Raw genomic sequence first — 25,046 nt, forward strand, 5'->3', positions numbered from 1 at the left:
GTGAACACTCGGGTGACCATGGCTGACGTCGCAGCGTCCGCGGGCGTGTCCACCATGAGCGTCTCGTACACCTACAACCGACCGAGCCGGGTATCGGCGGCCACACGCGATCGGGTGTACGAGGCAGCCGCCACCCTCGGATACGCCGGTCCCAACCGCACGGCCCGGTCGCTGCGCAGCGGAAGGCACAACAGCATCGGCGTCGTCCTCGGCGAGAAGCTCACCTATGCATTCGAGGATCCCCAGGCTCGACGTTTTCTGTCCGGTATCGCCGAAGCATGTCTGGACGCCGACACCGCGCTGGTCATGCTGCCGAACCTGCACCGCGACACCGACAATGCACGCATCCGAGACGCACAGGTCGACGGGTACGTCGTGTGGACCACCGAGACGGACGACCCCCTGCTCGACGTGCTCGTCGACACCGGCAGGCCGACGTGCATCCAGGGCGGGCCCGACCATCCCGGCCTGAACTGGATCACCATCGACGACCGAGCGGCAGCCGAAACCATTGCCACCGTCGCGTTGAACAGCCGATCTCGCCCTGCCATCGTCGCTCTCCGGCCCGATACCCGACGCAAATCGACGATCGTGCGTGGCGCGGACGCGTCGGACATCTCGATGCCGGTGACCCGAGCACGTCTCGAAGGCTATCGGGACGCCTGTGTGCAATTCGGACTCGACTGGTCGACGGTTCCGACACTGTTCACCACCGACAACGCCCGCGCAGAAGGCGACCGAGCTGCGCGACTGTTGTTGCAGGACAATGCCATCGACACGTTGCTCGTGATGAGCGACGAACTTGCCCTCGGAGTGCTCGACGCCGCGGCCGCATCCGGAATCGACGTTCCGGAGCAATTGGCCGTCACCGGATGGGACGACTCCCCCGCCGCAGCCGACGCCGGATTGACCACCGTCGCGCAGTCGCTGTTCGATCAGGGTCGGTCGGCGGCCCGGTGGGTTCTCGGACTCAGCGACACCGTGGACGATGCGATCTGGAGCATCGAAAGACGATTGTCGACAGGACGCGCAAATGGCCGACAAACCAAGGAGAGCATGATCTAATAGCTCCATAAAAGGGGATGTTCCCTGTTTATGGCGCTGAACCAGACTCGTGGGCTAGTATCGCTCGTGGCTATCCGGCCATGAGGGGGAACAATGAGCCGAGAGCACGACGCGCCGCCCCGTCATGTCGCCGCTGTGTCCGGAACCGCATCCGGAACTGCGGCCCAGCGCGACGCGTTGACCGGACTCCCTAACCGCGACGAGATTCTTGCCCTCATCACCGCCGAGCTCGACGGACGCACCCCGGGTCGCCAGTTCAGTGTCCTGCTGGTCGACATCGACGGATTCCGAGAATTCAACGACGCCCTCGGCCCCGCGCAGGGCGACGACCTGCTGTGCATGATCGCCGATCGCCTCCTTGCGTCCACCCGCCCCGGCGACACCATCGGCCGACTCACCGGCGACGAATTCGTCGTCATCGCCCGAGGCTCCCACTCCATAGCCGCGCGCGCCCTGGCCGCCGGTTTCGCGAGCATCTTCGAGCCCGCCTTCGAGCTCGGCGACCGCCAACTCACCCTCACAGCCAGCGTCGGAGTCGCCTCCAGCACCGACACCGACATCAGCGCCACCCAACTGGTTCACAACGCCGCCGCAGCAATGCATGCCGCCAAGGCCGTCGGACGCAACGAACACCACGTCTTCACCGACGAGCTGCATCACACCAACCGCACCCGACTCGAACTCATCGAACGACTGCGCGGCATCGCCATGGTCGAGCGCGAACTGACGATGGTCTACCAACCCATCGTCGAGCTCACGACAGGAACGGTCGTCGGGGCCGAAGCACTCATCCGATGGAACCACCCCGAACTCGGCCTACTGATGCCCGACACCTTCATCCCCCTCGCCGAGGACGCCGACCTCATCGTCCCACTGAGCATGTGGATTCTCGCCGAGGTCGCGCACACCATCGCCGACTGGCAGACCCGCAACATCCACCTCCAAGTGGGCGTCAACATCAGCCCAGCCCACTTCGCCACCGGAAGCCTCGCCACCGACGTCATCGACATCGTCGACACCTACGGCATCCAACCCGGCCGGCTCGCCCTCGAACTCTCCGAATCACAGACACTGCACGACCTCGACGCCGTCCACTACCAACTGCGCGACGTCCAACGCCACGGCGTCCTCATCGCCATCGACGACTTCGGCTCCGGCTTCTCCTCCCTCGAACGACTCGCCACCCTCCCCGTCGACACCCTCAAGATCGACAAATCGCTGACCCAACACCTCGACAGCGACAACCTGCACCGACGCCGCGCCATGACCACACTCTGCACAGCCCTCGTCGACGTCACCACCACCCTCGGCAAAGACACCGTCATCGAGGGAATCGAGACACCGGAACAACTCCAGGTCTGCACCGACATGGGCGTAACCTTCGGCCAAGGACACCTACTCGGACGCCCCATGCCCGTTGCGGCACTCGAACAATTCATCACCCGACACAGCACCCACAGCGAATCCGCATAACCCGAGGAACCGAACGTGAAGATCGACAACGAAGTCCAACGCTTCACCGACGCACCCCGAGCCCAACTCTCCACCATCAACCCCGACGGCACACCACACCTGGTACCGATCGTCTTCGCCGTCGCCCCCACCGGCGACCGCATCTACACCGCCATCGACTGGAAACCCAAAACAACCCGAAAACTCCAGCGCCTCGACAACATCCGCGCCGACCCCGCCGTCAGCCTCATCGTCGACCACTACACCGACGACTGGTCCCAACTCTGGTGGATCCGCGCCGACGGAAGCGCCCACGTCGCCGAAACCTCCAGCGCCGAAGGCACATCGGCCACCGACGCCCTGGTCGCGAAATACAGTCAATACAAAAACAACAGACCCGAGGGTCCAGTCATCATCATCGACAAACTGTCCTGGCGATCCTGGTCGGCTTCCTGACCCCGCCCCTGCCCCTGCCCCCTTTGACCACTCAATGTGACATTCGGTGGCCTTTTCGCCCGTCAATGGCACATCGAGTGGACTGCGGGCGGGTGACAGTGCGATGAAATTCGATGGCCAGTTGGATGCATTGTTGACACACTGCTGACCATGCACGACGCGCCTTCCGAACGGATTGTGACCGATCGCCTCGTCATTCGTCGCGAGGAGTCCGACGATGCCGGTGCTGTTGCCGACGTGATCGGCCGCAATCTCGTTCACCTTTCGCCCTGGATGGGGTGGGCGACCGAAGAAGCTGCACGAACGTCGGCGCAACTCGCTCGTATCGCCGACGCCGTCGAGCAGTGGGATGCCGGGAAGATGTTCGACTACGGAATCTTCGACCTCGAAGGCGGCGCATTTTTGGGCAAGATCGGGATGCATCGCCGAATCGGCCCGCACGGAATCGAATTGGGCTACTGGCTCGACTCCCGGGCCGAGGGACGTGGGGTGATCAGCGAGGCCGTCGCGGCGCTCATGCGGGAGGCTTTGAGGCTGGACGGAATCATCCGAGTTGAAATTCATTGTGATGCAGCGAATCTCAGAAGTCAGGCCGTACCCAGACGGCTTGGCTTCGTTCTGGACAGAATCGAGGATCAACCGATCACCGCTGCGTCCGAGACCGGCGAGCACATGGTCTGGGTGTATCAGCCCGACCGGCGGTAAGCCTGATCCGCTCGCGGTCGGACCGTGACGTTCGGTCGCGGTCGAGCCTTGGCCTGCTCGTAGCGCGCCCGAAGGTCGGCCAATACGCGTTCCGGATCATCCCGAATATCACTCGGCAGATGTGTCACCACGATGAGGCCGGCATTCTGCGCTCGTTCACGACGCGCCACCGTCGCCTTGTGTGCCGCAGGCGAGAGGTGGTGCTCCAGCGAATCGATCTCCCAATCCAATGCCACGTCGTCGAGCCAATTATCGGCGATCAACAGAAACTTTCCCCGCTCGTCGTGGACGACCACGTTGTGCTGCATCGGCGGAAGTCCACTGCGCGCGTACAGCTTCTGGGCCTGGGCTTCGGCAACGGAATGCGCGCCGGCTGCCAACTCCCGCAACACCCGTCGTGGCATCGCCGTTCCTCGTGTACTACCGGCGTCTAGCTCCTTCATGATCGCATCCACGGTGGCCGCGCCTCGCTGCACGACGTTGGCAATCAGCGCCATGCACTGGTCGGCATTCTTCATTCGCCGAACCGCATCGCACAAGCACCGAACGATCGGCGCAACGCGGAGTCCCGACTTCAACTCCGCCGTCGGCATTCGCCACGTTCGCTCCACCACAGCGAAGCTCACGGACTTCCGATGTTGCGGCTCGGGAATCAGGGCGAAAGTCTCTTCCAACGAGCCCGACGTGCCCAATCCATGCAACGCCAACCCTGCCCGACCGCTGATGACAGCATCTTTGCCGCAGTAGATTGCCACCGCGGTGGCGCGCTCCATCGGCGTCAGCGAGCGATTCTTCAAGAACACCAACCCAGGTAGTGCCCGTGACCAGCTGCCGTCCGGCTGGGTGCGTCGAACAATTGTCTTCGACGCCACCCCGAGCTCGAGGAGATGCGCTGTCCTCATGAAACCGCGATCGGACGCAGCCGCAATCACCTTCGCATCGATTCGTGCTCCACCCCGCTTCATGCCCTTGATGATGCACAATCCAGGCACCCCGAATCCGACCCGACGATGGGGAACACATTGCCCTGTGGATAACTGGTGCCCTGTGGACAAACTCCGCCCAGGAGCGCCCCACCGAGATCGAATGCACTCGGCAAGCCGCTGCCCGCACTCGACCCGGGGTCCACTCGATGTGCCATTGACTGGCGAAAAGGCCACTGAAGGTCACATTGAGTGAGCGGGGGTGCGGGCAATGGACACCTGACTCGCGTTGGCGGGGATACCGTCTACGTTGCACAAGTGCATTCTGACTTCGGGAGTGAGATATGACGGCGACAGCGATTTCCTCGGAGCGGTCCGGGTCCATGGTTCCGCGGTCGTTCGTGCCACCCGCGCGCGGTCGGTTGAGTGAGGTTCCGCATATCGCCGGGCTGGTGCTCGGCGTGTTCGCGGTGTTGTTGTTTCTGTGGAGTCTGTCGCCCACTCTTCGTTATCTGGTTCATGTTCCTCGCGAGTACGTGGACAACTACTACTTCGATGCGCCCGATACGAGTTTGTCGTGGGCACTGGTCGTCGGGTTGTTGGCTGCAGCGTTGGCGAGTCGTAAGCGCATTGCGTGGTGGTTGCTGACGGTCTATCTGGTGTTGTTGGCGATCACCAATGTCGTCGAGGGCATCCAGGACGGGAACGTCAACTCGTGGGTTGCGCTGGCTGTCCATGTCGTCGTGACGGGGGTGTTGATCGCTGCGCGCAAGGAGTTCTACACGCGGGTGCGTCGCGGTGCGTTGTGGAAGGCGCTCGGGGTGCTCGTCCTCGGAGCGGCCGTCGGGACGCTCATCGGCTGGGCGCTGGTTGCGTTGTTCCCCGGGTCGTTGCCGGAGAGTCAGACGTTCCTGTGGGCGTTCAATCGTGTGACGGCGTTGGCGACGGTGGACAACGAGCAGTTCGACGGCAGGCCGAACGGAATCGTGAACACGGCGTTGGGGTTGTTCGGAGCGTTGGCGTTGCTGGGGGCGATCGTCACGTTGTTCAGGTCGCAGCGGTCGAGCAATGCGCTCACCGGTCGCGACGAGTCCGCCCTGCGAGGTCTGCTCGACATGTGGGGCGCCAACGATTCCCTCGGCTACTTCGCCACCCGCCGCGACAAGGGCGTCATCTTCGCCACCAGCGGCAAGGCTGCAGTGACGTATCGCGTCGAGGTCGGGGTGTGTCTTGCCAGTGGTGACCCGATCGGTAACCCCGAGGCCTGGCCGCATGCCATCTCGGAATGGCTGGACCTGGCCGAGAAGTACGGCTGGACGCCAGCTGTCATGGGGGCCAGCGAGATCGGGGCCACCGCATACAAGCGGGCCGGCCTGAGCGTCCTCGAACTCGGCGACGAAGCAATCCTCAAAACCAAAGATTTCAACCTCAATGGACGCGAGATGCGCCCCGTGCGTCAGGCGGTCAACCGGGCTCGCAAAGCGGGTGTCGTGGTCACCGTGCGTCGTCATCGGGATATTTCGTCGGAGGAGATGTCGGAGATCATTGCCTGCGCGGATGCGTGGCGCGATACCGAGACCGAGCGCGGTTTTTCTATGGCGTTGGGCCGGCTGGGTGACCCTCTCGACGACGATTGTCTTCTGGTGCAGGCGGTTCAGGGTGAGAAGGTGATCGGCGTTCTCTCGCTGGTGCCGTGGGGACGTACCGGTGCGTCGCTGGATCTGATGCGGCGGGATCCGGCGTCGCCCAACGGGGTGATCGAGTTGATGGTGACCGAGCTCGCCACCAGCGCAGATCATTTCGGTGTCGGCAAGATCTCGCTGAACTTCGCGGTGTTCCGCGCGGCGTTCGAGGAGGGCAGCCGGATCGGTGCCGGACCGGTGCTGCGCATCTGGCGCAGCGTGCTGGTGTTCTTCTCCCGGTGGTGGCAGCTCGAGGCGCTGTATCGCTCGAACGTGAAGTATCTGCCGGAATGGGAGCCGCGCTACCTGTGCTTCGCCGACAATCGAGTGTTGCCCAAGGTCGGCGTCGCGTCGGCCATCGCCGAAGGCTTCCTGACCCTGCCGACCTTCCGACGTGCGTCGAAGCACACCGGTTCCCACGTTGCGGTCCCCGCCGCTCTGGCCGACGCCGACGACATTCATCCCGACGGCAGTGGCCCGGACAGCGTCGCGGACGAGCCGACACCGGGGCGTAAGCGTCCCGACCAGGTGCGCGTGCGCATGTCGAAGCTCGATCGCCTCGAACGCGAGGGCACCGAGGGCTATCCCGTCGCCTATCCCCCGACCCACACGGTCGAGGCGGCAGTGGCGTCGCCGCAGGGTACAACGGTGCGAATCGCCGGACGCATTCTGCGTATCCGTGACTACGGCAGCGTGTCCTTCGCCGTCATCCGAGACTGGTCGGCCGACATCCAGGTGCTGTTCGACCGCGAACGCGTCGGCGACAGAATCGAAGAATTCGATGCCGACTTCGACCTGGGTGACCTCATCGAGGTCAGCGGCGCCATCGGGTACAGCAGGCGTGGCGAGCTCTCGCTGCTCGCGACCGACTGGCGAATGAACGCCAAGTGCCTGCATCCGCTGCCGGACAAATATCGCGGTCTCACCGACCCGGAAGCGCGGGTGCGGCAACGGTATGTGGACCTGGCGATCAATCGGGATGCTCGTGCTCTGCTGATCGCGCGCTCGAATGTGGTGAAATCTCTGCGTGATTCGCTCGGAGAGCGCGGGTACATGGAAGTCGAGACCCCGATTCTGCAGCAGGTGCACGGTGGCGCGAACGCTGCGCCGTTCGTCACCCACATCAATGCCTACAACCTCGATCTCTACCTGCGCATCGCCCCGGAGCTGTATCTCAAGCGCCTGTGCGTCGGAGGCATGGAGAAGGTGTTCGAGATAGGGCGGGTGTTCCGCAACGAAGGAGCGGACTTCAAACACAATCCCGAGTTCACGATCCTCGAAGCGTACGAGGCCCACAGCGACTACGAACGCGCAATGGTGCTGTGCCGCGAGCTGATTCAGCGGGCTGCCGTCGCGGCGCACGGACGCGAGATCATCCTGCGCCCGGACGGTCCGAACGGGGAGATGATCGAGATCGACATCTCCGGTGAGTGGCCCGTCAAGACGCTGCACGGTGCCGTCGCCGAGAAGTTGGGCGTTGCCGTCGAACCGTCGACTCCCCTCGACGAACTGCAGCGTCTGTGCGACGAGAACGACATTCCGTACGAGAAGACCTGGGATGCAGGAGCCGTCGCACAGGGAATGTACGAGCATCTCGTCGAGGACTACACCGAATTCCCCACCTTCTACAAGGACTTCCCGACGTCGATGTCGCCGTTGACGAGGCCGCATCGAAGTATCCCTGGAGTGGCGGAGAAGTGGGATCTCGTGGCGTGGGGTGTCGAGTTGGGGACCGCGTACAGCGAACTGACCGATCCGGTCGATCAACGGCAGCGCCTGACCGAACAGTCGCTGCTGGCGGCCGGCGGCGACGAGGAGGCCATGAGCTTGGACGAGGACTTCCTGCAGGCACTAGAGCACGGAATGCCGCCGACCGGTGGTCTGGGCATGGGCGTCGACCGGGTCGTCATGCTCATCACCGGTGGCAGCATTCGCGAGACGCTCGCATTTCCGCTGGCCAAGCCACGTCAATGACCTTCCTGCGCGACCGGTCCGCGAGGGCAGGTGTGCAAAACCGGCAAGATGATGGAAACTGGAGCGTGAAACAGACGACAGGTCGGCAAAGCATCGTGGAGAACCAGACATGGACAGCGGGGATCGAGTCGAACGCAGCGCGTTGTTTCCCGTGAAACATCCTCCCGGTCAGTACGTCGAGGTGGACGGACAACGTCTACATCTGTTCGTCCGCGGAACGGGCCCCACGGTCGTCCTCTGCGGAGGCCTCGGCAGCAATTGGTTCGACTGGAACGACACCGTCGACATCCTGAGCGCACACCATCACGTGGTCGTTCTCGACCGCCCCGGGTTCGGACTCAGCGATCCACTTCCGGCCGGAGCCACCCCCACCGTCCGCGGGGAGGCGGACAGGATCGTCGGCGTCCTCGACGCACTCGGACTCACCGAGCCGGCCGTCGTCGCAGGTCATTCGATTGCCGGCTTCTACGCAGAAGCCGTCGCCCGGTTGTACCCGTCGCGCATCCGCGGGATTCTGTTGCTCGATTCCAGCGCAGAATCCGACCCCCGCCGCTTCATCCCGCCGACCGTGCGCATCCAGACCGCACACCTGATCGCAACCGTGCTCAGCAAAACCGGCGTGCAGAAGCTGTTCGGACCGCGCGTGCGCCGCGTCCTCAATCAGGCGACGCCGCCCGACGGCACGCCGCAGGAGACATTCGACTGGGTCGACGACATCTATCGCCGACCCACCTACCTCGCCGCCGCGCTGACCGAAGACGTCGTCTACCCGGATCTCGCCGTCGAGCTGAACCGCATTCGCAAGCAGTTCCGACTCGTCGTGCCCGTCATCGTTGCGGCCGCACACACCGGACGACCCTCTCCGTGGGGCAAGAGATGGATCAGAACTCAACGCAAGCTCGCCGCGTATCTGCGTGCCGACTTCACCGTCGTCATGCCCGCCCACCACCACGCCATGATCGACAAGCCCGCCGAGGTCGCGGCCCTCATCACCGAACTGGTGTGAACCCCTCGCGGCGACGCACGTAACGTGTGTCACCGAGCCCGCAGCCCAAGACCCGAGCCGAAGCTCGGCGATGGCGCGGTAGCACGAGAGGAAATTGAAGATGGGTGCGATCAGCACGACGCAGGGACGACAGTCGAAACTACTCGGACTCGGCGTTCACCGCCCCGAGCGAGTCGTGACCAACGACGAGATCTGCGAATTCATCGACTCGAGCGACGAGTGGATCCAGACGCGTTCGGGAATCAAGAACCGGCGCTTCGCCGAACCCAAGGAAAACGTCGTCGAGATGTCCATCGCGGCAGGCCGCAAGGCCCTCGAGGCCAGCGGAATCACGGCCGACCAGGTCGACACCGTCATCGTCGCCACCTCGACGCATCTCGAACTGACACCCCAAGCAGCGGCGAAAGTAGCGCACGGACTCGGCACCAAGGGGCCGGCCGCATTCGACATCTGCGCCGGCTGCGCAGGCTTCTGCTACTCCCTCGCCGTCGCATCGGACCTGGTCAAGGCCGGAACCTCCAAGTACGTGCTCGTCATCGGTGCTGAACAGCTCAGCGTCACCACCGACCCGTACGACCGCACCACCCGCTTCATCTTCGCCGACGGCGCCGGTGCCGTGGTCGTCGGACAGAGCGACGAAACCGAGATCGGGCCCGCCGTCTGGGGCTCCGACGGCTCGCAATCCGACGCCATCGTCCAGACAACCGACTGGTACGACTACATCACCGAAGAGGGCCTCGAGCGGCCCTGGATTCGGATGAACGGCATTTCCGTCTTCCGCTGGGCCGCATTCGAAATGGGCAAGGCCGCGCAGCGAGTCCTCGACGTCGCCGGCATCAAAACCGACGAACTGCACGCCTTCATCCCCCACCAGGCCAACAGCCGCATCACCGAACTGCTGGCCAAAAGCCTGAACCTCGCCGACGGCACCCCGGTCGCCAACGACATCGCCGAAACCGGCAACACCTCGGCAGCCTCGATCCCCCTGGCCATGGAAGAACTCCTGCGCACCGGCAAAGCAAAAGCAGGAGATACAGCACTGCTACTCGCCTTCGGTGCCGGACTCTCCTACGCCGGACAGGTAGTCAAACTCCCCAACCTGTAGTCGCACATCCACCCGCGCTGCACCAATTCCCGAGTGCAGCCGCAGCCCCCAGTGCACTCGATGTGACATTCAGTGGCCTTTTCGGCAGTCAATGTCACATCGAGTGGACTTCGGGGGCGGTGTGGGCGGAAGCAGGACCGCAGCGGGGGTTGAGTCGTAGAGTTGTCGTATGCCCAAGCCTCCGTTGCCCGATGCCGCTGTTGAATTGTTGAAGAAGGCCAATCCTGCGGTCATGGCGGTGGTTCGTGCCGATGGGACGCCGATCACCGCACCCACGTGGTATTTGTGGGAAGACGGGAAGGTCGTGCTCAATTTCGATGCGTCTCGGAAGCGTCTCGAGCACATCAGGGCGAATCCGAAGGTCTCGATCTCGGTGTTGGACGAGGCCAGTTGGTACACGCACGTGACGGTGCACGGCTCGATCGAGTTGCAGGACGATCCCGATCTGGTGGATATCGATCGCATCTCGACGCATTACACCGGCAATCCGTATCCGGTTCGGGATCAGCCGCGCGTGACCGGTTACGTCACTGTCGACGCGTACGTGGGCTGGGGCAAACTCGGTACGTAGCGTCGCGAGAGAACTGTTGCGACGGCTGTCTCGAGGTGCCACACTCCCGCCATGGGCTATCCGCAGGGTGAAGGCAGCGACTCGTTCGACGCGTCCAGGAAGGACGAGTCGTATGGGGGTTCGCAGCAGTACCCTCCGTACCGGGATCCGAACGCGCAACCCCAGAACCCCACATACCAAGACCCGCAGTACCAGAACCCCCCTTACCAAAACCCCCAGTACCAAAACCCGCAGTACCAAAACCCGCAGTACGGGAATGCGCCGTATGCCGGCGGGTATCAGGTCCCCGCGCCCACGAACACGTTGGCGATCGTGTCGCTCGTGTTGGCGATTCTGGGTCTGACGTTTCTGCCGCTGATCGCATCGATCTGCGCTGTGGTGTGCGGCCACATCTCGCGTGGTCAGATCAAGCGCACCGGCGAGAGTGGGTCGGGGTTCGCGACAGCGGGTCTCATCGTCGGCTACGTGTCGATCGCACTCTTCGTCGTCATCGTGGGAGCGATCATCATCTTTGCCATCGCTGCCGGAAGCGCATCAACCTTCTGAAACAGGTCGCCCCAGTCGACCGTTCAAGCATGCAGCCCACACGCCTGCGATGAGTGCCAGCGCGATAACGAACAGCGCCAACGCGTTCCAACCCAGGGACTGGAACACGACACCGCCTATCCATCCGACCACGGACGATCCGCCGTAGTAGAAGAGGTTGTACAGCGAGGTCGCCTGCGCGCGACCGTACACAGCGCGCTGTCCGGTCCATCCCGACGCAATGGCGTGGGCCGCAAAGAATCCCATGGTCAGGATCACCAGGCCGGTCAGAATGACGACGAGGTTCGACGCCATCGTCAGGGCCACTCCGGCGATCATCGTTGCGGTCGATCCGGCGAGCACCACCGATCTCCCGTGCTTCGTCGCGAGATTGCCCGCTACCCGCGAGGACACGGTACCGCTGAGGTAGGCCACGAAGATCAAGCTGATCAGGGACTGTGGGAGTCCGAAAGGCACGGCCTCCAAACGGAATCCGAGGTAGTTGTAGATCGCGACGAAGCCGCCCATCAGCAGGAATCCCTGGCCGTAGAGTGCCGCCATCCCCGGTTCGCGCAGGTTGACCCACAACCGACCGGGTAGGTCACGAATCTGGCTGTGCACCAATGCCGTTCGTGGCCGAGGGGCCAGCCACACGAACAGGGCCGCGGCCAGTGCCGCGATCACCGAGACCGTCAACGTGCCGATACGCCAGTTGGTGTATTCCGCAACGGGCCCCGCGACTATGCGGCCGAGCAGCCCACCCAGCGTCGTCCCCGAAACGTACGTCGCCGCCGCCAGCGCGGTGTGGTTTCGGTGCACCTCTTCGCTGAGATACGCGATCGCGATGGCCGGGAGACCGCCCAGTGCAGCACCTTCGAAGAATCGAACGACCAGCAGCACTTCGAGCGAGGGCGAGAGCGGAACCAGCAGTCCCAACGTCGTGGCGGTGAGGATCGACGCAGTCATGGCCCGGACTCGACCGATGCGGTCGGCCGCCACCGACCAGGGAATGACCGACACCGCAACGCCCACGGTCGCAAGTCCGACGGCGAGCGAGGACAGCGACGGCGTGATGTCGAGATTGGCGGCGATGAGCGGCAGGATCCCCTGCACCGAATACAGCTGAGCGAACGTCGCTACTCCGGCGAACAGCAGCGCCAGCACGAGACGGCGGTATTCGCGCGATCCCCTGGGGTGTCCCTCCCATTCGAGGACCTCGGGTTGCGTCGCAGTCATGAAGATCACGTTAGAAGTGCTCACGTTATTCGTCCAATGCATGAGAGGCAGCAAACCGATTCATCAGCGATATGATTCGACGATGCGTCGCGAAACGATCGAACTGCTGCCGCTACTGCCGACACTCGTCGCGGTGGCCGATACCGAGCACATCACCGACGCCGCCCACGTCCTGGGCGTCCCACAACCCACCGTCAGCCGTCAGGTAGCCCGTGCTTCGGCGATCCTCGGCGTCGACATCGTGGAACGACGCGGCCGCGGCATCGTGCTCACCAGCACCGGCCGAGTGTTGATTCCCTATCTTCAGCGCGCGCTGAGCGACATCGACGCCGGTATCGACGCCATGACCGAGCACGACGCCAGGGCCCGCGGCCGCATCGCAGTGGCGTTTCAGAACACCCTGGGCGAGGACGTCGTACCGGCGCTGATCCGGCAGTTCCGCGTCGACCACCCGGCCGTCACGTTCGATCTGGACCAGGGTGCGCGCGCACGCTGCCTCGACCGTCTCGAAGACGGGGTCTCGGACCTGGCATTCGTCTCCCTCAGCGCCGAGCACACCGAGAACAATTCGTTCCAGCTCTACGACGAGAGGCTGATGCTGGTGGTTCCGGCCGATCACCGCCTCGCCTCACGCAGATCGGTCGATCTCGCCGACACCGCCGACGAGAACTACATCGCGATGGGCCACGGTTTCGGCATGCGGTCGATCTGCGACGAGCTGTGGGCGGACGCCGGTTTCAGCCCGCGCATCGCATTCGAGGGGCAGGACACCCACACGGTGCGCGGCCTCGTCGGGGCCGGTCTCGGCATCGCCATACTGCCGCGAATCCGCTCGCACAGCGGTGAAGGAGGAACCGTCGACATCGGGCTCACCCAACCCGCGGCCCGTAGACGGATCGGCATGGTGTGGGATCCGCAGGCCGATTCGCCGCGTCAGGTGGCGGCCTTTCGATCGATGGTGCTGCGCAGTGGTCGAACACTCGTGATTAGGTGAGTCGATGCAACTGGTTCTGGTGCGGCACGCTCTCCCGCAACGGTCGGAGACCTCGGCCGATCCCGCTCTCGCCGAGCTCGGCGTCGAACAATCTCTGCGGGTTCCGGGTGCCGTGGCCAGGTTCCCGGTCTCCCGAGTCGTGTCGAGTTCGCAACTCCGCGCTGTTCAGACGGCGCAGCCTCTTGCCGATCGGCTCGGTCTGACCGTCGAGTCCGACGAGCGTGTGGCCGAATACGATCGCGACTTCGGCGGCTACGTTCCGATCGAGTCCGCCAAAACCGAGTTCCGTGAGGCATTCGATCGCATCAAGGCCGGGCACCTTCCCGAGCAGGTCGACGAGCAGGCGTTTCGGCAGCGAGTTCTGGCCGGCGTCGCCGACATCGTGTCGGCCAGCGCACACACCGACACTGTCGCGCTCTTCGCCCACGGCGGCGTGATCAACATCCTGCTGCAGGACATTCTGCAGACCCCGAAGGTGCTCGGCTTCCCGATCGACTACTGCTCGGTGACACGTGTGCTGTTCTCCCGCAGTGGCGCCAGGTCGGTCTCCTCGGTGAACGAGACCGAGCATGTGTGGGACCTGTTGCCCCGGAACCGACAATCCACAGAGAGCTCTTAAACTCCCAGGTAGAGGACATGAAATGGGGCGTCGACGGCCATCGAGTGGTCGGCGAGGCCGAACCTGGCAGTTAGCCTCGAACTCATCATGGGTGAATTGCGTATCTTCCGACGTCCTGCCGTTGCTCTCACTGCGCTGGCGTTTCCTCTGGTGGCGGTAGGTGCTTTTGCACTCGGCACCGGCTACGACCTCGGTGGCGAATCCACGGCGACCACCACCACCGCCGTCGCCGACACGGAGCAGGCACCGGCACCGGACCAGCAGACGGCGGATCCTCTGGCCGCGGCCCGGACCAGCCTCAACAGCGCATCTCTGCCCATCACTTTTCTCTCCAGCGGTATCGGTCAGCTGACCGAGGGCGGAACGCAGCTCAACGACGGCGTCGGGCAGCTCGCCGACGGCATCACCCAGGCTCACGACGGAACGATTCAGCTCGCCGACGGGTTCGGGCAGTATCGCGACGGCATCGGTCAGCTCGGTGACGGCGCGTCTCAGATCAGCGGCGGCGTCGACCAGGTCGTCGACCAACTCGCCGGATTCGGGGCGCTGCAGGCCGATTTCACCGCGAAACTCGCCGCCACCGCGGACCAGGTCGATCGCTTCCCGCACCCGGGATCCGACGCCATCTCCGGCGAGATCCGGGGCGTCATCGACACCTTGAACACGCAGGCCTTCGGCCCCGACACTCTCGCCCAGCTGCAGACCCTCAAAGGTGGTGCTCAGCAGCTGTCCTCCGAGCTCAACGACCCGAACAGTCAGTTCCTCGGGGCCACCGCTCAGCTCGGCGACGCCACGGTGCAGTTGCGGGACGGACTCGGCCAGCTCGACGACGGTGGCCAGCAGCTCAAGGCAGGTACCGATCAGCTCGTGACGTCGGTCGAGCCGGTCGAGGGCATCGTCAACGGCATTGCCACCAACGTGCGCGACGCCTCCGCGGCACTCCCGCCGGGAACCGCTGCCGCCACCGACGACGCGGCCGCGGAGCAGAATCTCGTGGCCACGACAACGTCCGGCGGTGCCGGTGCCACCCCGTATCTGATCGCCGCGCTGGTGGCTCTCGGAGCCCTGGGCTGCGTCAGTCTCGTTCGAGTTCTCGGCAGGGACAGCAACCCACGATTGCTGTCGGTGGTCGCAGCCGTGGCTGCCGTCGGCATCAGCGCCGCCGTCGCCTTCGCTTTCGCCACCGATGCAGCCCTCGGACCGGTGCTGGGTGCAGGCGCGTTCCTGATCTTCTCGGCCGCGGCCTACCTCGCCGCAGCGGGAGCGATTCAACGGGTGCTCGGTGCCGTGGTCGGCCAGATCGTCAACGTCGTCGCCCTGGTGGTGCAGGTCGTCGTCTGCGGCTTCGCATATGCGTCGACTGCGCCCATTTGGGGCGACCTCGCCGCGTTCATGCCGATGAGTTACACCGCGGCCGGTGCCCGCATCATCGCGTCGGGCGAGATGAGCGGGACCGGATGGCTCGCGATCGGTGCCACGGCGGCCTTGCTGGCCGTCTCGGCGCTGGTGTACGCGAGCGCGCGGGGAGACTCAGCCGACGGGTCGGAGCGGATGGATGGCGGGCGGAGCCGCGAGATGGGCACCGAACTCGCTTAACGCCTGCTGCAGATGCGGGGTCTGCATGTGACCGTCGAGGTCCTCCTGCGACTTCCACACCTCGATGGTGATGAACGTGCCCGGCTCGATCGCCGACTCGAACAGCTCGTACGAGACGTTCCCGTCTTCCTTCCGTGATTCGGCGACGAGGGCCGCGAGGCCGTCACGCACGGCGTCGATGGCATCCGGCTTGGCGATGATCGTGGCGACGACCTTCAGATCGTTGGTCATGAGGTGATGTTTCCTTCGTTCGGCGAGAGAGCTCTTCGTCACCGAACGTACTCCCGACCCACCTAAGCTGAGGTGTCCATTCGGGAAGGGAAGTCACAGTGAGCCAGACGGCAACCGACCAGCGCGCCACCGGGAAGGATTGGCTCGGCCTCGCGGTGCTGGTGGTGCCGATTCTCGTCGTGTCGATGGACATGTCGGTGCTGTATCTGGCCCTGCCGTTCATGACGGCCGATCTAGAACCCACCGGCAACCAGACGCTGTGGATTCTCGACATCTACGGCTTTCTGCTCGCCGGGCTGCTCATCACCATGGGCTCTCTGGGCGATCGGATCGGCCGACGCACCCTGTTGATGATCGGTGCCGTCGTCTTCGGCATCGCCTCGTTGGCCGCGACGTTCTCCACCTCCCCCGAAATGCTTCTTGCTGCGCGCGCTCTGCTGGGAATCGGCGGTGCCACCATTGCTCCGAGCACATTGTCGTTGATACGCAACATGTTTCACGATCCCACTCAACGCAAGGAAGCCATCGGACTGTGGACCGCCGGTTTCGCGGGCGGTGCCGCGGTGGGGCCTGTCATCGGGGGTGTTCTGCTCGAGCACTTCTGGTGGGGTTCGGTGTTCCTGATCAACATCCCCATCATGGTGGTGCTCTTCGTTGCTGCCCCACTCCTGGTCCCCGAGTTCAAGGACACCGACCCCGGCAAATTCGACCCGATCAGCGTGGTCCTCGCGATCTCCTCGATGCTCTCGATCGTCTTCACCATCAAGCACGGCGCGCAGGAAGGGATCGACGTAGCAACGGTCACCACAGCCCTCGCCGGACTCACGCTCGGTGCGATGTTCGTCATCCGGCAACGCAAGGCCGCCAATCCACTGATCGACGTCACGCTGTTTGCCGAACGTGCCTTCAGCGCAGCGGTCGTGGTGCAATTCCTGGTCATCTTCGCCATGACCGGATTCAGTCTCTTCGCCTCGCAGTACCTTCAGCTGGTCGTCGGGCTGGGGCCGCTCGAAGCAGGTCTGTGGCTCCTCGTTCCGGCTGTCGCCGCCGCGGCCGGTGCCGTGCTCGCACCGACGCTGAGCAAGGTGATCCGGACCGGCACCATCATTGCGGGCGGCCTGCTGTTCATCGCCATCGGTTGCACGGCAATGGCATTCGTCAGCGCCGACTCAGGACTGCCGCTACTGCTCACCGGCATGGCCGTGCTGACCTTCGGAATCGGCGCGGCCTCGACGCTCAACTCCGACATCGTGCTCACCGCAGCGGCTCCCGAAAAGGCCGGTGCCGCATCGGCATTGTCCGAAACCGGAGCCGAACTGGGCGGCGCTGTCGGCATCGCGATCCTCGGCACGATCGGCAGCACCGTCTACCGACACCGCATGGACGACGCCATCCCCGCTGGGACCCCTGCCGAGATCGCCGATCCCGCACGGGAAACCATCGGCGGTGCCATCGCCGTGGCGGACTACCTGCCGGAGCCGTTCTCCTCGCAACTGACTGCTGTCGCGAACTTGTCCTTCATCGACGGTTTCAACCTTGCGTCGGGCGCGAGCGCCGCCCTGATGGCCGTCAGTGCCGTCACCGTCTTCGTGCTGCTACGCCGTCAGACCGCGTCGGCGAGATAGCGTGCCAGCCACCGCGTCGCGGACTGGCCGTTTCCGACGTCGTAGCTCTGGTACTCCTGGTGGATGCCGGAGCGGTAGAACGCCTCGATCTCACGCTGGCGCTGAGCGTTCGCCTGATCGGACAGCTGGCCCTGCAACACCGGCAGACCACCGGCTGCTGCGAGATCGGCGATCAGCGACTGCGCTTCCTGCGAGTACTGATCGGCGACGTTCGGCGCAGGATTGGACGAGACGGCCAAGAAGCCGGCCAACCGCGCGACGTAATCGTCCTTGGGCGTCGAGCAGTACAGATCGCCGACGGCACAGAAGGTGCGCACCACGGGGCTGACGTAGCCGAATCCGCCCACCCGAGGTCCGCCGACACCGGTTCCGACCACGGCCGGCCCCACCAGAGCATCGGTATCGGAGCGCTTCGGGTCGGAGATCAAGCCCACCGCCACCACCTTGTCCGCGGGCACCACGCCCACTCCGGTGCCGATGGCTGCGGCGAGATCACCTGCCGCGTCGGCTCCCTGGCTGTAGCCGATGATGCCGAGTTTCGTTGCGCCACAACGATCGGCCATGGCCTTCAGCATCCCGCCCGCATTGGCGACGGCCTCGGCACGGGACTGCCCGTACACCTCGCCCTCCCACGGGAACGCGGTGGCGGGATACGAGACGTAGTCGGTACGGATGCCGCTACCGAGACGATCGGTGACGTCGGTGAGCATGCCCGGCTTCGGGGCGGCACCCGAACTGGTCTCCCACGTGCCCGGGATGGCCACGACGTACATCGTCGGGCAATCGGCTGGGTCTGCGGCGGCAGGCGATGCCGCTCCGACAACCAGACCGGACGCAACAGCTGCAGCGACGCCGATACCGGCGCAGATCTTCTTGACACTCATGGGGAGGGGGCCTCACTGGTCATCGAACGCTTCGTTGTTCGATCCCGACAATGCCAGGGGCCTGTGACCATCAGATGCCTACATGGTTAACGGACGTAACCGTCCGTCACACGGTTCGGCCGCCCACCCCCCGGGATCAATGTGAGTTTCAGTCGGTCCGACTGCAACAAAGCCACATTGATCCCGACGGGGGTCTGCGGGAAAGCTACCGCGACCTACCGCTGCGGCGCCTGGGTGGGCACGATCGGCGACGGCAGTGCCGTTGCCCCCTGCAGGAAGGTGTCGACGGCGGCAGCGCAGGAGCGGCCCTCGGCTATGGCCCACACGATCAGCGACTGGCCGCGGCCCATGTCTCCGGCAACGAAGACGCCGGGGACGTTGGTGACCCACTCGTTGGTGCGCTCGACGTTGCCGCGCTGGTTGAAGTCGACGCCCAGGTCGGTCAGCAGACCGCCCTTGTCGGGTCCGACGAATCCCATCGCCAGCAGCACCAGGTCGGCTTCGAGGGTGAATTCGCTGCCCTCGACCTTCTCGAACTTGCCGGCCTTGAACTCGACCTCGCAGGCTTCGAGTGCGGTGACCTTGCCGTCTTCGCCGACGAAACGCTCGGTGTTGACGGAGAAGACGCGTTCGCCACCCTCCTCGTGTGCCGAGGCAACCCGGTACATCAGCGGGTACGTCGGCCACGGGGTGGACGTCGCACGCTCCTCGGGCGGACGGGCCATGATCTCGAACTGGTGCACGCTCTCGGCACCCTGACGGTGCGAGGTACCGAGGCAGTCGGCACCGGTGTCACCGCCGCCGATGATGACGACCTTCTTGCCCTCGGCACTGACGGGCGGCTGCTCGAAATCGCCCTGCTGAACGCGATTGGCGTGCGGCAGGAACTCCATGGCCTGGTAGATGCCGTCGAGCTCGCGGCCCTCGATGGGCAGGTCGCGCCACGCGGTGGCACCGCCCGACAGGACGACGGCGTCGAACTGCTCGCGCAGTTCGTCGGCCGAGATGTCCACGCCCACATCGACACCGGTGCGGAAGACGGTGCCCTCGGCCTCCATCTGCGCGAGCCGACGATCGATGTGGCGCTTCTCCATCTTGAACTCGGGGATGCCGTACCGCAGCAGTCCGCCGATGCGATCGGCACGCTCGAACACCGTGACGGTGTGGCCCGCGCGGGTGAGCTGCTGCGCTGCAGCGAGTCCCGCGGGGCCGGAGCCGACGACGGCGACGGTCTTACCGGTCAGATGCGTCGGGTAGACCGGCGTGACCCAGCCCTCCTCGAAGGCCTTGTCGATGATCTCGACCTCGACCTGCTTGATGGTGACCGGATCCTGGTTGATGCCCAGGACGCACGACGCCTCGCACGGGGCGGGGCACAACCGTCCGGTGAATTCCGGGAAGTTGTTGGTGGCGTGCAACCGATCGATGCTGTCGCGCCAGCGGTCCTTGAACACCAGGTCGTTCCACTCGGGAATCAGGTTCCCCAGTGGGCAGCCGTTGTGGCAGAACGGAATACCGCAGTCCATGCATCGACTCGCCTGGGTGCGCAGAGTGTCCTTCGAGAAGTCTTCGTAGACCTCTTTCCAGTCCATCAGACGCAGGTCGACGGGCCGCCGCTTCGGTACTTCGCGAACCGTGTTCTTCAGAAATCCCTGTGGGTCACCCACGAGCTGCCTCCATGATCGCTTCGTCCACGTCCGCGCCGTTCTTCTCGGCTTCGGAGATGGCCAGCAGTACCTTCTTGTAGTCGCGAGGCATGACCTTCACGAAATGGTTCACCTGCTGTGACCAATCCGCGAGGATCCGCTCGGCCACCTCGGAGCCGGTCTGCTCCTGATGGCGAGTGACGATGTCGCGGAGCCAGGTGAACTCGTCACCCTCGAGCTCCTCGATGTCGACCAGCTCGGTGTTGAGGTTGGCCTCGAACGTCTTGTTCGGATCGAAGACGAACGCGACGCCGCCGGACATACCGGCACCGAAGTTCCGGCCCGTCGTGCCCAGAATGACGACCTTGCCGCCGGTCATGTACTCGCAGCCGTGATCGCCGACGCCTTCGACGACGGCAACGGCACCGGAGTTACGAACGGCGAAACGCTCGCCGACGACACCGCGGATGAGAGCCTCACCGCTGGTGGCGCCGAACAGGAACACGTTGCCGCCGATGATGTTGTCCTCGGCGACGAATCCCTTCGGCGCGTTCAACGACGGCCGCAGCACGAGGTGTCCACCGGACAGTCCCTTGCCGACGAAGTCGTTGGCGTCTCCGTTGAGCCGGAGCGTCATGCCGGACGGGACGAACGCGCCGAAGCTGTTGCCCGCCGAGCCGGTGAACGTGATCTCGATGGTGTCGTCCGGCAGTCCGACGCCGCCGTACGCCTTGGTGACCTCGTGCCCGAGCATCGTGCCGACGGTGCGGTTGACGTTGGTGATCTTGGACTCGAACGCGACCTTCTCGCCCTTGTCCAACGCATTGCGGCTGGCCGCGATGAGCTGCTGGTCGAGCGCCTTGTCCAGACCGTGATCCTGAACGCCGGTGTTGTAGAGGTTCTGGTTCATGAACGCCGACTCGACCTCTTCGAGGATCGGCGACAGATCCAGCTTCGACGCCTTCCAGTGCTCCTTGGCCGCAGTGGTGTCCAGCAGACCCACCTGGCCGACGGCCTCGTCGAGCGTGCGGAAGCCGAGCTCGGCCATGAGCTCGCGAACCTCTTCGGCGATGAACATGAAGAAGTTCTCGACGAACTCCGGCTTGCCCGCGAAACGCTTGCGCAGCAACGGGTTCTGCGTAGCGACACCGACGGGGCAGGTGTCGAGGTGGCAGACGCGCATCATGATGCAGCCCGAGACGACGAGCGGAGCGGTGGCGAAACCGAACTCCTCGCCGCCGAGCAGAGCCGCGACCATGACGTCACGTCCGGTCTTGAGCTGGCCGTCCACCTGGACGACGATGCGATCGCGAAGACCGTTGAGCAGCAACGTCTGCTGCGTTTCGGCCAACCCGAGCTCCCACGGTCCACCCGCGTGCTTGACCGAGGTCAGCGGCGTCGCGCCGGTGCCGCCGTCATGGCCCGAGATGAGCACCACGTCGGCGTGCGCCTTGGACACACCCGCGGCGACCGTTCCGACGCCGACCTCGGAGACCAGCTTCACGTGGATGCGGGCCTGCGGGTTGGCGTTCTTCAGGTCGTGGATCAGCTGCGCGAGATCCTCGATCGAGTAGATGTCGTGGTGCGGCGGCGGCGAGATCAGGCCGACGCCGGGCGTCGAATGCCGAACCTCGGCGACCCACGGGTACACCTTGTGCGCCGGAAGCTGGCCACCCTCACCGGGCTTGGCTCCCTGCGCCATCTTGATCTGGATGTCGGTGCAGTTGGTCAGGTAGTGCGAGGTGACGCCGAAGCGTCCCGACGCGACCTGCTTGATGGCACTGCGTCGCCAGTCGCCGTTCTCGTCCGGCTCGAACCGCGAGACGTCCTCGCCGCCCTCACCGGAGTTCGAGCGGCCGCCGAGACGGTTCATGGCGATGGCGAGGGTCTCGTGCGCCTCGGCCGAGATGGAGCCGTAGCTCATGGCACCAGTGGAGAAACGCTTGACGATCTCGCTGGCGGGCTCGACCTCGTCGATCGAAATGGCTTGCCGCTCTTCGGTCTTGAAGCGGAACAGACCGCGCAGCGACGCGAGGCGCTCGGACTGGTCGTCGACCATCTTCGTGTATTCCTTGAAGATGTCGTACTGACCGGTGCGGGTGGAGTGCTGCAGCTTGAACACCGTGTCCGGGTTGAAGAGGTGGTACTCCCCTTCCCGACGCCACTGGTATTCGCCACCGGTTTCGAGCTCGCGGTGCGCGCGCTCCTGACGGTTGTCGAGGTACGCGACCGCGTGCCGCGCTGCGACGTCGTCGGCGACCTGGTCGAGATCGATTCCGCCCAGGTGGCTGTTGAGGCCGGTGAAGTACTCGTCGACCAGTTCCTGCGAGAGGCCGATGACCTGGAACAGCTGAGCTCCGGTGTACGACGCGAGGGTCGAGATGCCCATCTTGGACATCACCTTCAGCACACCCTTGCCCGCGGCCTTGATGTAGTTGGACACGGCCTTGTCGAAGGAGATGTCGGTGAGGGAGCCGCGCTCGATCATGTCCTCGATCGACTCGAACGCCATGTACGGGTTGACCGCTGCCGCACCGAAACCGATGAGCAGAGCCATGTGGTGCACCTCGCGGGCATCACCGGCCTCGATGATCAGACCGACCTTGGTGCGGGTCTTCTCCCGGACGAGGTGATGGTGCACCGCGGAGGTGAGCAGCAGCGACGGAATCGGAGCGAGCTTCTCGCTGGACTCACGGTCCGAGAGCACGATGATCCGCGCGCCACCGGAGATGGCAGCGGACACCTGAGCGCGAATGGCCTCCAACGACTTTCGGAGACCCTCACCACCCTCGGACACCGGGTACAGGCCGCGCACGACCACCGAGCGCAGCTCTTCCTGCGTGCCTTCGTCGTTGATGTGGACGAGCTTGGCGAGGTCGTCGTTGTGCAGGATCGGCTGCGGAAGCACGATCTGCTTGCAGCCGTCGGCACCCGGGTTGAGCAGATCGCCCTCGGGTCCGATGGTGCCGCCGAGGCTGGTGACGATCTCCTCGCGGATGGCATCGAGCGGCGGGTTGGTGACCTGCGCGAACAGCTGCGAGAAGTAGTCGAACAGCATCCGCGGGCGAGCCGACAGCACGGCGATCGGGGTATCGGTACCCATGGAACCGATGGCCTCGGCACCGGACTTCGCCATGGGCGAGACCAGCACGTTCAGTTCCTCGGTGGTGTATCCGAAGATCTGCTGACGGATGAGCACGCGGTCGTGCGGCATGTGCACGTGCGGACGCTCGGGCAGATCGTCGATCGAGGTCAAGCCCTCGTCGAGCCACTGCTGGTACGGATGCTCGGCCGCGAGCTCGTCCTTGATCTCGTCGTCGGAGACGATGCGGCCCTGCGCGGTGTCCACCAGGAACATGCGGCCGGGCTGCAGGCGAACCTTGCGGACGACCTTCGACGGATCGATGTCGAGAACGCCGACCTCGGAGGCCATGACGACCAGACCGTCGTCGGTGACCCACAGCCGGCTCGGACGCAGGCCGTTGCGGTCCAGGACCGCGCCGATGACGGTGCCGTCGGTGAAGCACACCGACGCCGGTCCGTCCCAGGGCTCCATCAGCGAGGAGTGGTACTTGTAGAACGCCCGACGTGCGGGGTCCATCGACTCGTGCCGCTCCCACGCCTCGGGAATCATCATGAGCACGGCGTGCGGCAAGCTGCGTCCACCGAGGTGCAGCAGCTCGAGCACCTCGTCGAAACGTGCTGTGTCACTTGCTCCGTGGGTGACCACGGGGAAGATCTTCTCGAGCGCCTCGGAGCCGCCGAACACATCGGAGGTGACGAGCGCCTCGCGGGCACGCATCCAGTTCTCGTTGCCGGTGGCGGTGTTGATCTCGCCGTTGTGGGCGACGCGTCGGAACGGATGCGCCAGCGGCCACGACGGGAACGTGTTGGTCGAGAAGCGCGAATGCACAAGTCCCAGTGCACTTTCGACACGCTCGTCCTGCAGGTCGAGGTAGAAGCCCTTGAGCTGAGGCGTGGTCAGCATGCCCTTGTAGACGAAGGTCTGCGAGGACAGTGACGGGAAGTACACGGTCTCGCGGCCGGGACCGTCCTTGCCCGCGCCCTCTTCGCCCAGCTCGTGCTCGACCCGCTTGCGGATGACGAACGCACGACGCTCGAGTTCGAGGTCGGTGATCGACGCGTCCGGAGCCGCGAGGAACAACTGCCGGAAGGTCGGCATCGCGTCGCGCGCCAGAGCGCCGAGGGAGGAATCGTCGGTGGGAACCTCACGCCAACCGAGAACCGTCAGGCCCTCGTTCTCGACGATGCGCTCGACACCCTCGCAGGCGCGTGCTGCGTCGCTGCGGCCCTGCGGAAGAAATGCGACACCGGTTGCGTACGCGCCGGGCGCGGGAAGCTCGAAATCTACGACGGCGCGGAAGAACGCGTCCGGAACCTGGATCAGAATGCCTGCACCGTCACCGGTGTTCGGTTCGGAGCCGGCAGCACCGCGGTGCTCGAGGTTGACCAGCGCGGTGATCGCCTTCTCGACGATGTCGCGACTGCGTCGACCGTGCATGTCCACCACGAACGCGACACCACAGGAGTCGTGTTCGTTGGCGGGATCGTAGAGGCCTTGCGGGCCCGGAGTGTGCTTCATACCTAGCCTTCGGATAAGTCCAGCCTTGATACTCGTCGGCGACGGTGTGGTGTAACCGGCTGCACGAACGGCCTGCGGTGCGTCCTCGCCGTTGAAGCTGCACCTGTCGATCGTCGACGCTTTCCTCTGCACGAGCAGGTGGGCGCGT

General features: G+C 64.6%; 19 protein-coding genes. 13 read left to right on the forward strand and 6 right to left on the reverse strand.

Annotated features, from left to right (window positions below; genetic code table 11):
* The 4 genes from R3P93_RS10465 to R3P93_RS10480 all read left to right on the forward strand — a co-directional run bounded on the left by R3P93_RS10465 (position 1) and on the right by R3P93_RS10480 (position 3,678).
* Positions 1-1,065 carry a LacI family DNA-binding transcriptional regulator gene (locus tag R3P93_RS10465; protein WP_262498573.1) on the forward strand — a complete coding sequence of 355 codons (1,065 nt, stop codon included), beginning with the start codon at positions 1-3 and terminating at the stop codon, positions 1,063-1,065.
* A 93-nt stretch (positions 1,066-1,158) separates the two neighbouring features.
* Positions 1,159-2,538 (forward strand): putative bifunctional diguanylate cyclase/phosphodiesterase, encoded by a 1,380-nt coding sequence (locus R3P93_RS10470; RefSeq protein WP_082898547.1) that lies wholly within the window; start codon positions 1,159-1,161, stop codon positions 2,536-2,538.
* A 15-nt stretch (positions 2,539-2,553) separates the two neighbouring features.
* Complete coding sequence (locus tag R3P93_RS10475) at positions 2,554-2,973, forward strand: TIGR03668 family PPOX class F420-dependent oxidoreductase (protein ID WP_149407607.1); 420 nt, start codon at positions 2,554-2,556, stop codon at positions 2,971-2,973.
* Between the two features lie 150 nt (positions 2,974-3,123).
* On the forward strand, positions 3,124-3,678 hold the full coding sequence (locus R3P93_RS10480; RefSeq protein ID WP_317532981.1) for a GNAT family N-acetyltransferase: 555 nt from the start codon (positions 3,124-3,126) through the stop codon (positions 3,676-3,678).
* On the opposite strand, the gene R3P93_RS10485 is transcribed toward R3P93_RS10480, so the two are convergent.
* Positions 3,660-4,643 carry a hypothetical protein gene (locus R3P93_RS10485; protein WP_094638553.1) on the reverse strand — a complete coding sequence of 328 codons (984 nt, stop codon included), beginning with the start codon at positions 4,641-4,643 and terminating at the stop codon, positions 3,660-3,662. The two genes, R3P93_RS10480 and R3P93_RS10485, sit on opposite strands and share 19 nt — an antisense overlap.
* A 341-nt stretch (positions 4,644-4,984) precedes the next feature.
* On the opposite strand from R3P93_RS10485, the gene lysX reads away from it, so the two are divergent.
* From lysX to R3P93_RS10510, 5 genes are all read left to right on the forward strand, one after another.
* Positions 4,985-8,257: a bifunctional lysylphosphatidylglycerol synthetase/lysine--tRNA ligase LysX gene (lysX, locus tag R3P93_RS10490; RefSeq protein WP_317533079.1), complete on the forward strand. Its 3,273-nt coding sequence runs from the start codon at positions 4,985-4,987 to the stop codon at positions 8,255-8,257.
* Positions 8,258-8,366: 109 nt separating this feature from the next.
* Entirely contained in the window at positions 8,367-9,263 is an 897-nt protein-coding gene (locus tag R3P93_RS10495) for an alpha/beta fold hydrolase (RefSeq protein WP_197477888.1), read from the forward strand.
* A 100-nt stretch (positions 9,264-9,363) separates the two neighbouring features.
* Positions 9,364-10,368 carry a beta-ketoacyl-ACP synthase III gene (locus R3P93_RS10500; protein WP_068045498.1) on the forward strand — a complete coding sequence of 335 codons (1,005 nt, stop codon included), beginning with the start codon at positions 9,364-9,366 and terminating at the stop codon, positions 10,366-10,368.
* A gap of 169 nt (positions 10,369-10,537) precedes the next feature.
* A complete protein-coding gene (locus tag R3P93_RS10505) occupies positions 10,538-10,939 on the forward strand; it encodes a PPOX class F420-dependent oxidoreductase (protein WP_094638429.1) in 402 nt (133 codons plus the stop codon).
* A gap of 312 nt (positions 10,940-11,251) precedes the next feature.
* Positions 11,252-11,485 (forward strand): DUF4190 domain-containing protein, encoded by a 234-nt coding sequence (locus tag R3P93_RS10510; protein ID WP_179272053.1) that lies wholly within the window; start codon positions 11,252-11,254, stop codon positions 11,483-11,485.
* Here the strand turns inward: R3P93_RS10510 and R3P93_RS10515 are convergent.
* Positions 11,474-12,700: an MFS transporter gene (locus R3P93_RS10515; protein ID WP_317532982.1), complete on the reverse strand. Its 1,227-nt coding sequence runs from the start codon at positions 12,698-12,700 to the stop codon at positions 11,474-11,476. The genes R3P93_RS10510 and R3P93_RS10515 overlap by 12 nt on opposite strands.
* A gap of 82 nt (positions 12,701-12,782) precedes the next feature.
* Between R3P93_RS10515 and R3P93_RS10520 the strand changes: the two genes are divergently transcribed.
* The 3 genes from R3P93_RS10520 to R3P93_RS10530 all read left to right on the forward strand — a co-directional run bounded on the left by R3P93_RS10520 (position 12,783) and on the right by R3P93_RS10530 (position 15,909).
* The gene (locus R3P93_RS10520; protein ID WP_256980793.1) at positions 12,783-13,694 is read left to right on the forward strand and encodes a LysR family transcriptional regulator; all 912 of its coding nucleotides are present in this window, start codon (positions 12,783-12,785) and stop codon (positions 13,692-13,694) included.
* A 4-nt stretch (positions 13,695-13,698) separates the two neighbouring features.
* Positions 13,699-14,313, forward strand: a complete 615-nt coding sequence (locus tag R3P93_RS10525) for a histidine phosphatase family protein (RefSeq protein WP_068045517.1) — start codon at positions 13,699-13,701, stop codon at positions 14,311-14,313.
* Between the two features lie 87 nt (positions 14,314-14,400).
* The gene (locus R3P93_RS10530; RefSeq protein WP_149408184.1) at positions 14,401-15,909 is read left to right on the forward strand and encodes a phage infection protein; all 1,509 of its coding nucleotides are present in this window, start codon (positions 14,401-14,403) and stop codon (positions 15,907-15,909) included.
* On the opposite strand, the gene R3P93_RS10535 is transcribed toward R3P93_RS10530, so the two are convergent.
* Complete coding sequence (locus R3P93_RS10535) at positions 15,844-16,140, reverse strand: putative quinol monooxygenase (protein WP_068045525.1); 297 nt, start codon at positions 16,138-16,140, stop codon at positions 15,844-15,846. The genes R3P93_RS10530 and R3P93_RS10535 overlap by 66 nt on opposite strands.
* A 98-nt stretch (positions 16,141-16,238) precedes the next feature.
* Between R3P93_RS10535 and R3P93_RS10540 the strand changes: the two genes are divergently transcribed.
* The gene (locus R3P93_RS10540) at positions 16,239-17,765 is read left to right on the forward strand and encodes an MFS transporter (protein WP_317532983.1); all 1,527 of its coding nucleotides are present in this window, start codon (positions 16,239-16,241) and stop codon (positions 17,763-17,765) included.
* Here R3P93_RS10540 and R3P93_RS10545 read toward each other — a convergent pair.
* The 3 genes from R3P93_RS10545 to gltB all read right to left on the reverse strand — a co-directional run bounded on the left by R3P93_RS10545 (position 17,744) and on the right by gltB (position 24,898).
* A complete protein-coding gene (locus tag R3P93_RS10545) occupies positions 17,744-18,649 on the reverse strand; it encodes a cutinase family protein (protein WP_149408186.1) in 906 nt (301 codons plus the stop codon). The two genes, R3P93_RS10540 and R3P93_RS10545, sit on opposite strands and share 22 nt — an antisense overlap.
* A 215-nt stretch (positions 18,650-18,864) precedes the next feature.
* Positions 18,865-20,316: a glutamate synthase subunit beta gene (locus R3P93_RS10550; RefSeq protein WP_149408187.1), complete on the reverse strand. Its 1,452-nt coding sequence runs from the start codon at positions 20,314-20,316 to the stop codon at positions 18,865-18,867.
* Entirely contained in the window at positions 20,309-24,898 is a 4,590-nt protein-coding gene (gene gltB / locus R3P93_RS10555) for a glutamate synthase large subunit (protein WP_317532984.1), read from the reverse strand. The genes R3P93_RS10550 and gltB overlap by 8 nt, the downstream gene beginning before the upstream one ends.
* Positions 24,899-25,046 lie beyond the last annotated feature (148 nt).

The sequence above is a fragment of the Rhodococcus cerastii genome, assembly GCF_033042195.1.
Lineage (GTDB): Bacteria > Actinomycetota > Actinomycetes > Mycobacteriales > Mycobacteriaceae > Rhodococcoides.

Excerpts from the sequence above, each read along its gene's own strand:
- R3P93_RS10470 (WP_082898547.1), top strand. The coding sequence starts at position 1,159 with ATGAGCCGAGAGCACGACGCGCCGCCCCGTCATGTCGCCGCTGTGTCC.
- R3P93_RS10480 (WP_317532981.1), top strand. The coding sequence starts at position 3,124 with ATGCACGACGCGCCTTCCGAACGGATTGTGACCGATCGCCTCGTCATT.
- R3P93_RS10485 (WP_094638553.1), bottom strand. The coding sequence starts at position 4,643 with ATGAAGCGGGGTGGAGCACGAATCGATGCGAAGGTGATTGCGGCTGCG.
- lysX (WP_317533079.1), top strand. The coding sequence starts at position 4,985 with ATGGTTCCGCGGTCGTTCGTGCCACCCGCGCGCGGTCGGTTGAGTGAG.
- R3P93_RS10495 (WP_197477888.1), top strand. The coding sequence starts at position 8,367 with ATGGACAGCGGGGATCGAGTCGAACGCAGCGCGTTGTTTCCCGTGAAA.
- R3P93_RS10500 (WP_068045498.1), top strand. The coding sequence starts at position 9,364 with ATGGGTGCGATCAGCACGACGCAGGGACGACAGTCGAAACTACTCGGA.
- R3P93_RS10505 (WP_094638429.1), top strand. The coding sequence starts at position 10,538 with ATGCCCAAGCCTCCGTTGCCCGATGCCGCTGTTGAATTGTTGAAGAAG.
- R3P93_RS10515 (WP_317532982.1), bottom strand. The coding sequence starts at position 12,700 with ATGACTGCGACGCAACCCGAGGTCCTCGAATGGGAGGGACACCCCAGG.
- R3P93_RS10520 (WP_256980793.1), top strand. The coding sequence starts at position 12,783 with ATGCGTCGCGAAACGATCGAACTGCTGCCGCTACTGCCGACACTCGTC.
- R3P93_RS10525 (WP_068045517.1), top strand. The coding sequence starts at position 13,699 with ATGCAACTGGTTCTGGTGCGGCACGCTCTCCCGCAACGGTCGGAGACC.
- R3P93_RS10530 (WP_149408184.1), top strand. The coding sequence starts at position 14,401 with ATGGGTGAATTGCGTATCTTCCGACGTCCTGCCGTTGCTCTCACTGCG.
- R3P93_RS10535 (WP_068045525.1), bottom strand. The coding sequence starts at position 16,140 with ATGACCAACGATCTGAAGGTCGTCGCCACGATCATCGCCAAGCCGGAT.
- R3P93_RS10545 (WP_149408186.1), bottom strand. The coding sequence starts at position 18,649 with ATGAGTGTCAAGAAGATCTGCGCCGGTATCGGCGTCGCTGCAGCTGTT.
- gltB (WP_317532984.1), bottom strand. The coding sequence starts at position 24,898 with ATGAAGCACACTCCGGGCCCGCAAGGCCTCTACGATCCCGCCAACGAA.